Annotated in this window: 10 protein-coding genes; 3 read left to right on the top strand and 7 right to left on the bottom strand. The window is 53.5% G+C overall.

Annotated features, from left to right (window positions below):
* The first annotated feature begins 1 nt into the window (after window position 1).
* Window positions 2-1,606: a 5-guanidino-2-oxopentanoate decarboxylase gene (locus EAW52_RS09985; protein WP_122042288.1), complete on the top strand. Its 1,605-nt coding sequence runs from the start codon at window positions 2-4 to the stop codon at window positions 1,604-1,606.
* A gap of 22 nt (window positions 1,607-1,628) precedes the next feature.
* Here EAW52_RS09985 and EAW52_RS09980 read toward each other — a convergent pair whose 3' ends face one another.
* Genes EAW52_RS09980 through EAW52_RS09965 form a run of 4 tightly spaced genes read right to left on the bottom strand, consistent with a single transcriptional unit; the run spans window position 1,629 to window position 5,196 of the window.
* Window positions 1,629-2,810, bottom strand: coding sequence for a VWA domain-containing protein (locus tag EAW52_RS09980; RefSeq protein ID WP_122042287.1), 1,182 nt, complete (start codon window positions 2,808-2,810; stop codon window positions 1,629-1,631).
* Window positions 2,811-2,834: 24 nt separating this feature from the next.
* Window positions 2,835-3,209: a GFA family protein gene (locus EAW52_RS09975; protein ID WP_019365208.1), complete on the bottom strand. Its 375-nt coding sequence runs from the start codon at window positions 3,207-3,209 to the stop codon at window positions 2,835-2,837.
* Window positions 3,210-3,222: 13 nt separating this feature from the next.
* Window positions 3,223-4,071 (bottom strand): MoxR family ATPase, encoded by an 849-nt coding sequence (locus EAW52_RS09970; RefSeq protein WP_122042286.1) that lies wholly within the window; start codon window positions 4,069-4,071, stop codon window positions 3,223-3,225.
* A gap of 60 nt (window positions 4,072-4,131) precedes the next feature.
* On the bottom strand, window positions 4,132-5,196 hold the full coding sequence (locus tag EAW52_RS09965; protein ID WP_122042285.1) for a DUF748 domain-containing protein: 1,065 nt from the start codon (window positions 5,194-5,196) through the stop codon (window positions 4,132-4,134).
* A gap of 127 nt (window positions 5,197-5,323) precedes the next feature.
* On the opposite strand from EAW52_RS09965, the gene cysK reads away from it, so the two are divergent.
* Together cysK and EAW52_RS09955 are read left to right on the top strand one after the other, a co-directional pair.
* Complete coding sequence (cysK, locus tag EAW52_RS09960) at window positions 5,324-6,298, top strand: cysteine synthase A (RefSeq protein ID WP_122042284.1); 975 nt, start codon at window positions 5,324-5,326, stop codon at window positions 6,296-6,298.
* Between the two features lie 126 nt (window positions 6,299-6,424).
* Window positions 6,425-7,708, top strand: a complete 1,284-nt coding sequence (locus EAW52_RS09955; protein WP_122042283.1) for an FAD-binding oxidoreductase — start codon at window positions 6,425-6,427, stop codon at window positions 7,706-7,708.
* Window positions 7,709-7,756: 48 nt separating this feature from the next.
* Here EAW52_RS09955 and EAW52_RS09950 read toward each other — a convergent pair whose 3' ends face one another.
* The 3 genes from EAW52_RS09950 to lon all read right to left on the bottom strand — a co-directional run bounded on the left by EAW52_RS09950 (window position 7,757) and on the right by lon (window position 12,619).
* Window positions 7,757-9,619: a SurA N-terminal domain-containing protein gene (locus EAW52_RS09950; RefSeq protein WP_122042282.1), complete on the bottom strand. Its 1,863-nt coding sequence runs from the start codon at window positions 9,617-9,619 to the stop codon at window positions 7,757-7,759.
* A 194-nt stretch (window positions 9,620-9,813) separates the two neighbouring features.
* Window positions 9,814-10,086, bottom strand: coding sequence for an HU family DNA-binding protein (locus tag EAW52_RS09945; protein WP_010794772.1), 273 nt, complete (start codon window positions 10,084-10,086; stop codon window positions 9,814-9,816).
* A 133-nt stretch (window positions 10,087-10,219) separates the two neighbouring features.
* Window positions 10,220-12,619, bottom strand: coding sequence for an endopeptidase La (lon, locus tag EAW52_RS09940; protein WP_019365214.1), 2,400 nt, complete (start codon window positions 12,617-12,619; stop codon window positions 10,220-10,222).
* Window positions 12,620-12,730: the final 111 nt, after the last annotated feature.

Raw genomic sequence — 12,730 nt, 5'->3', positions numbered from 1 at the left:
CATGGTTACCTGCGGCCAATTTCTGGTTCGACAACTTGAAGCCTGGGGCGTAGATACGGTCTTTGGCATTCCCGGTGTTCATACCGTTGAGCTTTACCGAGGCTTACCAGACAGCAGCATTCGCCATATTACGCCTCGCCATGAGCAAGGTGCAGGCTTCATGGCGGACGGTTACGCTCGCGCCAGCGGCAAGCCCGGAGTCTGCTTTGTCATTACCGGCCCCGGCGTAACTAATATCCTGACTGCCATGGCTCAAGCCTATGCAGACTCCATCCCCATGCTGGTCATTTCAAGCGTAACTACGCGGGCTCGCCTGGGGCGGAACGGTGGCTATCTGCATGAGCTGACCGATCAGCGCGCCATGACCGCCGGGGTGACAGCCTTCAGTCATACGCTGCTGGATGTCGACCAGCTGCCTGCGGTCCTGACCCAAGCCTTTGCGGTATTCGAAAGCCAAAGGCCTCGACCTGTACACATTGAGCTTCCCCTCGACGTCATTACCGCGCCCGCCGATCACTTGTCCCTTGTATGCAAACCCTGCTTCAGCCGCCCGGCACCTGATCCGCAGCAGCTCGACCTGGCCGCCAAGCGACTCGGAAACGCCAAACGTCCATTGGTACTACTGGGAGGCGGCTGTATTGCCGCAGCCAGCGAAGCCAGGATTCTTGTCGATAGACTCGCAGCGCCTGCCGCTACCACTATTAATGCCAAAGGAGTACTGCCTGACCACCATCCACTGGGATTGGGGTGCAACCAGTCATTGCCCGCTGTCAGGCAACTGGCAAAAGAGGCGGATGTCATTCTGGCTATCGGGACAGAACTGGGCGAGACGGATTATGACGTGGTTTTCGATGGTGGATTCGAACTGAGTGGTGACCTGATCCGAATCGATATAGACCCTGATCAACTTACCCGTAACTACCAGCCCTGGCTGGGTATTGTCTCGGATGCAAGGACGGCTATCCAAGAGCTTCTGAACAGATTGCCTCCTGACATTTTTCAGGCAACCGGTAGCGGTCGCGAGCGTGTGACCAAGGCCCGGCGTGAGCTAGCCGACACACTGGCACCACTCAGCCACTTCCGTACACTGTTCGATACGCTTAGCCGCGCCTGTCCCGATGCCTGTTATGTAGGTGATTCAACACAGCCGGTTTATGCCGGTAACCATATCGTCGAGCTGCGCTCGCCACGTCGCTGGTTCAATGCGTCTACGGGCTACGGCACCTTGGGCTATGCCTTGCCAGCCGCCATTGGAGCCAAGCTGACCTGTCCAGATCGGCCGGTTATCTGCCTGATCGGTGACGGCGGTATCCAATTTACCCTGCCGGAGCTGGCCAGCGCCGTAGAGGCGCGTGTCGGAATCATCGTTCTCTTGTGGAATAACCAGGGATACGGTGAGATCAAGCGATACATGAAGCAGCGCGCCATTACACCGCTGGGTGTAGACATTTATACACCCGACTTTATAACGCTAGCTCAAGGCTTTGGCTGCGCAGCCGCAAAAGCCTCTGATCATCAACATCTGGAACAACTACTCCTCGATGCGCCACCCGATAGGCCCTTCCTGATAGAAATTACCGAGGCCCCTCCTTTCGCTCCAGGCTAATAGAAGGCTTGCCCTGCAAGCCTCACCCACGTGCGAGGTAACGCATCCCCTCTTCCAAGCCTTCAAGGGTCAATGGATACATATGCCCCTCAACCAATTCCTGGATGATCTGAATAGAGGATGTGTACTCCCAAGCCCGCTGCGGATAGGGATTAAGCCAGATGATCTTTCGAAATTTGGCCTTGAATCGCTCCATCCAGACTGAGCCTGCTTCTTCATTCCAGTGCTCCACACTACCGCCGGGCTGAAGTACCTCGTAGGGCGCCATGGACGCATCGCCAACAAATACCACTTTGTAGTCCTCGCCATAGCGATGCAATAGATCAAGCGTAGACGTCAGCTCGCTCATCCGGCGCTGGTTGTCCTTCCAGACTGATTCATAGATGAAGTTATGGAAGTAGAAATACTCCAGATGCTTGAATTCGGTGCGGCAGGCCGAAAACAGTTCCTCACAGACCTGCACATGCATGTCCATCGACCCGCCGATATCCAGCAACAGCAAAAGCTTGACCGCATTGTGGCGCTCGGGCCGCATCTGGATATTCAGCAGTCCAGCATCGCGGGCGGTATGATCGATAGTGCCTTCGATATCAAACTCTTCCGCTGCCCCCTCCCGGGCAAACTTACGTAGACGCCGAAGAGCAACATTGATATTCCGGCGCCCGAGCTCCGCCTGATCGTCCAGGTTACGGTACTCACGTTGCTCCCAGGCCTTGACGGCCTTTCCCTGCCTTTCACCTGCCTCGCCGACACGAATGCCTTCAGGGTTATACCCCCCTGAGCCGAAGGGGCTGGTGCCGCCCGTACCAATCCACTTGTTGCCACCGGCATGCTTACTTTTTTGCTCGGCCAAGCGCTGCTTAAAGGTTTCAATGAGCTTGTCCAGACCACCCAATGACTGAATCTGCGCACGCTCCTCGGGCGTCAGTGAACGCTCAAAGGCTTTACGCAACCACTCATCCGGGATCAATACTTCCAGCGCCTCGTCGAGTGATTGAAGCCCGTCAAAATACGCTGAAAATGCCCTGTCGAAGCGATCAAAATGACGTTCGTCTTTGACCAGGATAGTACGTGCCAGAGAGTAAAAGGCGTCCATGTCTGCAAACACGACACCTGTCAGTAGCGCTTCATGCAGATCCAGTAACTCTCGCAGGGAAACGGGAATTCGAGCAGAACGCAACTCATGAAAAAGACTCAGCAGCATCGGCTATTCCCGGCTGGAGAACGATCAGTCATGACGCACCGGCGCTTGATACCACGACGGCTGGGCCTCGGTAAAAATCTCATCGACAGGCAAGGCACCAAGCGCGGAATCCAATGATCCTAGCGCCAACCCCAGCGTATCCCGACCATCTCGCAAGAATTGTAGATTCGACCCGCACCGCCGGCAAAACGTACGAACCACCTCTGGAGACGAACGGTAGGCTGCAACATCTGCTTCACCGGTCGTGAAACGAAAGCTTTTCTTAGACACAGTCGTATACGTAGCAAAGGCCGCACCATGGGCCTTGCGGCACATCGAGCAGTGGCAGTGGGTGGCTTTTTCAAGCGAAGTATTGACTTCATAAGTCACCGCACCGCACAGACAGCTACCCTTGAGCATAGGACCTCCTTGATTATCGATAGCCGTTTCGCCGCGTCATGAAAGCCAGGCGCTCAAGCAGCTGAACATCCTGCTCGTTTTTGACCAAGGCCCCGGCAAGCGGCGGAATAGTCTTGCGAGGGTCTCGTTCACGCAGAACCGACTCACCGACATCATCGGCCATCAACAGCTTCAACCAATCGACTAGCTCTGACGTGGAAGGCTTTTTCTTGAGTCCAGGCACCTGACGGATATCAAAGAATACCTCCAGCGCCTCATTGACCAGCGTCTGGCTGATATTTGGAAAATGCACATTCACAATACGCTTTAACGTATCGCGGTCAGGAAACGCAATGTAATGGAAGAAGCAGCGACGCAGAAAGGCATCAGGTAGCTCCTTCTCGTTATTGGACGTAATGATAATGATGGGACGGTGCCGGGCACGAACCGTTTCGCCTGTTTCATATACATAGAACTCCATGCGATCCAGCTCTTGCAGCAGATCATTTGGAAACTCAATGTCCGCCTTGTCGATCTCGTCAATCAACAGAACGACCCGCTCCTGCGCATCAAATGCCTCCCAAAGCTTGCCTTTCTTGATGTAGTTGGCAACGTCATGAACCTTGTCGACACCCAACTGGGAATCGCGCAGCCGGCTGACGGCATCGTATTCGTACAGCCCCTGATGCGCTTTCGTAGTGGACTTGATATGCCAGGTGATCAATTGTGTACCAAGAGCCTGCGCCAGCTGCTCAGCCAACAGCGTCTTGCCAGTACCAGGCTCTCCTTTTATCAGCAGCGGACGCTGCAAGGTGATGGCTGCGTTTACAGCCAATTGGAGATCAGCGGTTGCTACGTAATCCGCCGTACCTTCAAATTTCATGGGCGACCCTCGGGATTGATCAACAGGACGTGATGATAGGTATAAAGCACAGGCGATACACTAACCCTGATCCTCGTACTGAGCGCTGAATGCCTGAATGAAAGCATTCCGCAGGATGGAAAAGAACGCCTGTAGAGGACTGATATCCTGCTGCTTGACGCTGCCCTGCAATTCAACTCGAGTCGCGAACTGATCCTTGCGCTGATTTTTCAAAAGGGTTTGACTTCCTCCTACTACGGCTTCCCACAGCCCGCGGAAAAATCCTTTGTCTTTATTCTCTACATCCTGACGCCAATCGAAGACGTCTACATTCTTGAACAAGGGTTTGATGTAGCCGCTGAGCTGTCCATTATTAGCCTTGGCATCAATGACCAGATCACCACTACCGGACTTGAAGTCAAACTTGCCATACGCTTTGGCAAAGTCATTTATTTTGGGCAGGTCTACCTGCGTTACCCTCAGCCGAAACAGGAAGTCACTAAAGTCGCTGAAGGGGTCGAATTCTGCCGAGGTTTCCAGCGGTGCATTATCCAGCACAGTGGCCTTGCCTTCGAAACGTGCCACCCGCTTGCCTTGGGCATCGGCGGCATTGGTCAGGTTGTAAAGGCTGGCGTTTACCTGGGTTGCTTGTAGATTGACGGGAGGTGATGAGTTGAAATTACGGAAACTGAGCTTGCCATCCTCTACACGCACCTCATTTAAGGTGATCGAGATGATCTTCTCCAACTGAGCACGCCAGTCCGTACCCTCACCTGTCTGGGAGGACTGCGGATCATCGCCGCCGTCGACAAAGTTAAGTTCGGGGCGCTCGAAAATAATCCTCCCGACAATGGCGTGATCTTCCCATAACGCTCTTCCGCTCACGGCAATGTCGATGCTGGGCGCGTCCAGAAACGGTACGGGCACCTTGCCTGTCACCTTTTCGATCTTGAGTCCATCGATACGGTAGGCGCCCCGCCACCATGCCAGATCGACATCGGCAATATGTCCCCGATAATCGCCCATGTCCGCCAACTTGGTATTGAGGTAATGTCGTATGACATAAGGCATGGCGAGCTGCACGACAATCAACAGGGCAACTATGCTCAAGATGACAAGTGCAGGCGTCTTATAGCGCAGTTTCATGGCTCGGTTCCCTCTGGCATGTCTTTCATGGACCGACCATGCCAGTGTCAGTTTCCTTGGACTGGACGCCTTGACGCCATAGCCTTAGGCTGAACTCATATTTGTTGACCCATGCAGGGATCTTTAGATGAGCCGAATTTTCGCTGATAACGCACAATCCATTGGCAACACACCTCTGGTTTACATCAATCGCCTTGGGCCTAAAGGGGTAACCATTCTGGCCAAGATCGAAGGCCGTAACCCGGGCTATTCAGTGAAATGCCGAATCGGCGCCAATCTTATCTGGGATGCGGAGGCCAACGGCAAGCTCAAGCCCGGCATGACCCTGATCGAACCTACGTCCGGCAATACCGGCATTGGTCTCGCTTATGTTGCAGCAGCCCGTGGATACAAGCTCATCCTGACCATGCCCGCTTCGATGAGCCTGGAGCGTCGTAAGGTTCTCAAGGCACTAGGTGCCGAGCTGATACTGACAGAGCCCGCCAAAGGCATGAAGGGCGCGATTGAAAAAGCCAAAGAAATTGCGGAAAGCGATCCTTCTCGCTACTTCATGCCCCAGCAATTCGAAAATCCGGCCAACCCGGCCATTCATGAAAAAACCACTGGCCCGGAAATCTGGAACGACACCGATGGCGCTGTGGATGTCCTGGTGGCGGGTGTTGGTACCGGCGGCACACTAACCGGTATTTCCCGCTTTATCAAAAACACCAAGGGCAAGCCTATCCTGTCAGTAGCGGTAGAGCCGGAGAGTTCGCCTGTTATCACCCAGACCATGGCCGGACAGGAAGTCAAACCCAGCCCTCACAAGATCCAAGGGATCGGCGCTGGCTTCGTACCGAAAAATCTGGATCTTTCCATGGTGGATCGAGTGGAACGCGTCAGTGACGATGAATCCAAGACCATGGCCCAACGGCTTATGCGTGAGGAAGGTATCCTCTGTGGCATCTCGTGTGGAGCCGCCATGGCGGCGGCCGTGCGTCTTGCTCGTGAACCCGCCATGCAGGGAAAGACAATCGTTGTCATTCTGCCTGACTCCGGTGAACGCTATCTGTCCACCATGCTGTTTGACGGCTTGTTCAGCGAACAGGAAACCGTCCAGTAACCTCATTCGGCCCGCCACCGGCGGGCCTTTTCGTTTCTCCCTGCCCTACTTTCGGCTGCTAGAACGGCACTGGCAGCTGAGCTACTATCGCGTTAGAGCGTAAAAAATTTCACACAGGGAATGAATATGCCGAACACATCCTATCCGAACTCCTACTATGCGGCCTCTGCTCATCCTGCGCCCAAGCGCCCCCTGCTTGAAGGTGAACGCATTGCTGACGTTTGTATTGTCGGCGCTGGCTATACCGGTCTTTCCACTGCCATTGCACTGCTTGAGCGAGGCTACAGCGTTGTAATTCTCGAGGCCGCCAGGGTAGGTTTTGGTGCATCCGGCCGCAACGGCGGCCAGATCGTCAACAGCTATAGCCGGGATATAGATGTTATCGAGCGAACCTTGCCTGCCCGTGAAGCGCAACTGATCGGTCAAATGGCCTTCGAAGGCGGACGTATCATCAGAGAACGAGTCAACCGTTATGGTATTCAGTGCGACCTGAAGAACGGTGGCGTTTTCGCGGCTTTCAACGCCCGACAGATGCAACATCTGGAAGCTCAGCAAGCCCTTTGGGCTCGCCATGGGCACCATGAACTAGAAATGCTGGATAAAAGAGCCATTGAGCAAGTCGTAGGCACCCATCGATATGCCGGGGGTATGCTGGATCGTAGCGGCGGTCATATCCACCCCCTTAATCTCGCTCTAGGAGAAGCAGACGCCGTCGAGTCATTAGGCGGGACTATTTACGAACAGACACCTGCCGTACGCATCGAGCGTGGCCCTAAGCCTGTTGTACATACTCCACAAGGTTGTGTAAGAGCGACGTATGTTGTAATAGCCGGTAATGCTTATCTGGGTAATCTCATTCCAGAGCTGGCAGCCAAATCCATGCCCTGTGGAACGCAAGTGATTGCCACCGAACCCCTCTCTGAGGAAACGGCAAAACGATTACTTCCTCAAGACTATTGTGTCGAGGATTGCAACTACCTTCTAGATTATTATCGCCTCTCGGCTGATCGTCGACTCATATATGGCGGTGGCGTTATATACGGCGCACGTGATCCTGCCGATGTGGAAAAAATCATACGCCCTAAGATGGCAAAAACCTTTCCAGAACTGGCCAGCGTCAGGATTGATTATGCCTGGACCGGTAATTTCCTATTGACTCTGTCCCGCCTCCCTCAAGTAGGCCGCCTGGGTGACAATATCTATTATTCGCAAGGTTGCAGCGGACATGGCGTTACGTTTACCCATCTGATCGGTACCGTGCTTGGTGAGGCACTGGCAGGGCACGCTGAGCGCTTTGATGCATTCGCCCGGCTACCCCACTACCCCTTCCCTGGCGGTCGTCTTTTCCGCGTTCCATTTACCGCCCTGGGCGCCTGGTACTACGATATTCGCGACAAATTTAATGTTTAAACAAGAAACCCCGCCGAAGCGGGGTTTCTTTTACTTACCTGTCAGAAATCAAAGATCCTTGATTTCTGCCTTGGACTCCAATGCACGGCGGTAAGCCGCAAAGTCCTCTTGGCCACTGCGTGAAGAGAGGAAACGGCGATACATAGCCTTTTCTTCGTCAGTAAAGGTGCCCTGCGGAACGCTGACACCCGTCAAGCGAATAACCATGTAGGTCCCATCAGCCAGATTGACTCCTGCATAAGTCGGCTTGGAATTGTCTCCAGGCTTATTCATGCGGAACACCTGTTGGAGTACTACCGGGTCAACGCCCTCCTGATTACGTGTAGCAGCCTCGACGACTTTCCAGTCCTTAATCGAATTGGCCTTGCCTGCCTTCAGGTCAGCAATCAACGTCTCGCCCTGCTGACGAGCAGTCTCAGCTATCTTCTGCTTGGTCAGCGTGCTGCGGATATTGTCTTTGACATCATCAAAGCTCTGCTGAGCAGGCTTGCGATGCTCCTTAACGCGCAGGATGACAGCCGTTTCATCGTCCAACTGGATAGCATTGCTATTGGCACCATCCTCCAGCACTTCGGGACTGAAAGCAGCCTGGACAACCTGACGATTGGCAATAACCCCTTCTTCGCCGCCCTCACGTCCGAATGGCTTGCTGGTTTGCACTTTCAAGCCTTGCTCTTGAGCAGGCTGACTAAGATCTGAAGCTTCAAACGCTGCGCTTTCAAGATTGCGGATAGCATCTACAAAAAGGCGATCAGCCTCGCGAGCCTTGAGCTCAGCCTCAAGACGCGGCTTCATGCTCTCCAACGAAGGTACTTTGGCTTCCTGAACGCCAAGCAGCTTGATCAGATGCCATCCAAATGTCGAATGTACGGGAGCAGAAACGTCTCCCTTGTTCAAACCATACAAGGCTTCTTCAAAGGCAGGGTCATACACCCCTCGCCCAGCATAACCGAGCTCACCGCCCTTGTTGGCCGAACCAGGATCCTGAGAGAACTTCTTGGCTAGCGCAGCAAAATCCTCGCCCTTGTCCAGACGAGCCTTGATTTCATCAATCTTGGCCTTGGCCTGCTCGTCATTCACCTTGTCGTTCACTTCAATCAGGATATGAGCGGCGTTACGCTGTTCGGAAAGGTTAGCGGTTTCCGACTGATAAAGGGCCTGAAGGTCTTCTTGCTTGACCTGCGCCTTATCGGCAAAAGCGCTTTTCTTTAGCTCGATATAATCAATGAGCACCTGATCAGGCGTCATGAATTCGCTACGATGATCGTCATAGTAGCCTTGTAATTCATCATTGGTGACTGCAACTTTCGAAGCATCCGCTTTAACCACATGGGTTGCGAAGTCTCGAGTTTGCCGTTCCAAAGCTGCGAAGGCATTCAATTCGGCATCGGTTACAAAACCGGTACCTGCAATACCCGCTCTGAGTTGCCCCATGAGCATCTCCTGCTTCAGCATCTCGCGAAACTGAAGACGTGAGTAACCCATCTGGGCAATGGTCTGGTCAAAACGCTGGGCATTGAATTGCCCATCAACCTGGAACTCAGGTGTTTGAAGTATGAGCTGGTCCAAAGCCGCTTCAGAAAAAGCAAACTTGTTCGACTTGGCATCCTGAAGCAATAGCTCGCGCTCGATCAAGGCCTTTAGAGCCGCGTCGCGTAACCGTTTTTCATCCAGAAGAGCAGGATCGAAATTAGGGCCCAGACGCTGCGCCAGAGAGCGACGTTGCATCTCCACAGCCTGATTGAGATCGGTCTGGCGTATTTCCTCACCATTTACCAGTGCTACGGCACCTTGGTGGCTACCGGCGCGAATGATCGCCTCGAATCCGGTCAATGCCATCAGCAAGATAATGACGCCAATGATGACCTTGGCTATCCAGCCTTGTGAATGTTCCCTGATGTTCTGCAGCATGCGCCCCCCAAAACGGCTGCATCTGGCCAAAGGCTAGGCAGCATGGGTGAATTGCGAATAGAGAAAAGGCGCATCAGAGGATGCGCCTTCTGTTAAACGGGGCTTTGGCGAGTCTTCGTGCGGAATGAACCAAACGGTATCACGTGCTAGAACTCAACAGACAGATGTCTATTGAAACCAAAACCCTTAAGCACTCAGTTCACAGCATCCTTGAGCGCTTTGCCGGGCTTGAAACCAGGGATCTTGGCAGCTTCGATTTCGATCGGCTTGCCAGTCTGCGGATTGCGGCCAGTGCGTGCTGCACGCTCTTTGACAGCGAAAGTGCCGAAACCGACAAGCACAACCGGATCACCGCTCTTCAGGGCACCAGTGATAGATTCGATCACTGCGTCCAAAGCGCGCCCAGCTACAGCTTTCGGGATATCAGCAGATGCAGCAACGGCATCGATCAGTTCCGACTTGTTCACTCTAAGTCCCCTTGTTCATTTCTGATAAGAATATATTACGTGTGTAGGCAAAAATGGATGCTGTGAGGCATGCCTGACACTTGAAGAGCCGCTTTATATCAAGGGCTCAAAAAAAGTGTCAAGGAAGCTCTGGCTAGTGCGTGCTGATTCTTTCTTTTGAATCCTGCTCGCGCTTTTCTTCATTCGTGACTATTTCAGGAGCCGCATCTGGCAAGGGCTCCGGCGCATATTGCAGCGCAACCTGAAGGACCTCGTCAATCCATTTGACAGGCTTAATCACCAAATCGGCCTTAATATTGTCCGGAATGTCGCGCAGATCGCGTACATTCTCCTCCGGAATGACCACCGTGCGGATTCCCCCACGATGTGCCGCCAGTAATTTCTCCTTTAAACCACCAATGGCCAGTACCTGGCCACGCAGCGTAATCTCACCTGTCATGGCTACATCAGCACGCACTGGGATCCGGGTAGCAGCCGACACCAGCGCGGTGCACATACCGATACCAGCACTTGGACCATCTTTGGGTGTAGCGCCTTCTGGTACGTGAATGTGGATATCGTGCTTCTCATGGAAGTCCTTGGGAATACCAAGGCTCTTGCCACGGCTACGCACAACCGTCAGTGCTGCAGTAATGGATTCCGCCATTACATCGCCCAGCGAACCGGTTTTGATCAACTGCCCTTTCCCCGGCACAACAGCCGCTTCAATGGTCAGAAGCTCGCCGCCAACCTGCGTCCAGGCTAGTCCTGTGACTTGTCCGATCTGGTCCTGCTGTTCAGCCAAACCATAACGGAACTTACGTACACCCAGGTAGTGCTCGAGGCTTTCACTGGTGACAGCAGCCTGTTGAGCCGCTTTTTCCTTGGCGTGCTCCTTGACAATCTTGCGGCAAACCTTGGCAACCTGACGTTCAAGGCTACGTACCCCCGCCTCGCGGGTGTAGTAACGCACCATGTCTCTTAGAGCAGCCTCGTCAAAGGTCACTTCGGTCTTCTTCAAACCGTTTGCCTTGACCTGCTTGGGTATCAGGTACTTGGTAGCGATATTGACCTTTTCGTCTTCCGTATAGCCAGGCAGACGAATCACTTCCATACGATCCAGCAACGGTGCCGGAATATTCATGGAGTTGGCCGTACAAAGGAACATGACATCCGACAGATCGTAATCAACTTCCAGATAGTGATCATTGAAGTTGTGGTTCTGTTCTGGATCCAGCACCTCGAGCAGAGCGGAGGCCGGATCACCACGCATGTCGTTACCCATCTTGTCGATTTCATCAAGCAGGAACAATGGGTTACGCACGCCAACCTTGGTCATCTTTTGAATCAAACGACCAGGCATGGAGCCGATATACGTACGACGATGGCCACGAATCTCAGCCTCATCACGCACACCACCCAGGGCCATACGAACGAACTTGCGGCCAGTGGAGCGCGCGATGGACTCAGCTAGAGACGTCTTACCTACCCCAGGCGGACCAACCAGGCACAATACCGGGCCACGTACTTTCTTGACTCGTTTCTGGACAGCGAGATACTCCAGAATCCGATCTTTGACTTCCTCAAGACCGTAGTGATCTTCATCAAGAATGTCCTCGGCCTTGCTCAGATCCAAACGGACCTTGCTTTCCGCCTTCCATGGGACATTCACAAGCCAGTCAATGTAGGAACGTACTACTGTGGCCTCGGCAGACATGGGAGACATCTGCTTGAGCTTGTTCAGCTCTGCATTGGCCTTGGCCAACGCTTCCTTGGTCAGACCGGCATTGTCGATGCGCTTTTTCAGGTCATCGATTTCACTGTGGCCTTCGTCGATGTCGCCCAGCTCTTTCTGAATGGCCTTCATCTGCTCATTCAGATAATACTCGCGCTGGCTACGCTCCATCTGCTTCTTGACGCGACCACGGATCCGCTTCTCGACCTGCAACAGATCGATTTCTGCGTCCAGCAACGCCAGAACGTGCTCGACTCGCTCAGCAAGATCTACGATCTCAAGGATTTCCTGCTTCTGCTCAAGCTTAAGCGCCATATGGGCTGCCATCGTATCGACCAGGCGACCTGGATCGTCGATACCATTAAGTGAAGACAGCACCTCTGCTGGCACTTTCTTGCCCAGCTGGACATATTGCTCGAACTGGCTCATCAGGCTACGAACAAAGACTTCCGACTCGCGGTCTGCCGCTTCGGTATCCTCGATCAGCTGAACCTCAGCGCGAGAATAACCCTTGGCCTCAACAAAACGCTCAATGTTGCCGCGCTGCTCACCCTCTACCAGCACTTTAACAGTGCCATCGGGAAGTTTGAGCAGTTGCAAGACAGTGGCGACGGTACCCATGCGGTACAGGCCATCGGAGTCTGGATCATCGTCGGTAGGATTCTTTTGCGCAAGCAGTAGGATCTGCTTGTCGCTGGCCATGGCAGCTTCCAGGGCCTCAACAGATTTTTCACGCCCAACAAAGAGCGGAATTACCATGTGCGGATACACCACTACATCACGCAGTGGCAAAAGAGGCAATTCAATCGTTTTATTCATGGTTTCAGCTCTTGGCATTCGACTGGCCGCATAGAAACGACCGTATGGCATGTTTTCCTAACATGCGGCCTAATCGATCAGAAAACAAGGCTAACTAATGCGAAGGGCCCC

This window comes from Pseudomonas sp. LTJR-52, from assembly GCF_003691465.1.
Lineage (GTDB): Bacteria > Pseudomonadota > Gammaproteobacteria > Pseudomonadales > Pseudomonadaceae > Chryseomonas > Chryseomonas luteola.
Note: the sequence above shows the minus strand (reverse complement) of the source record. Positions and strands in the feature narration are given on the sequence as shown.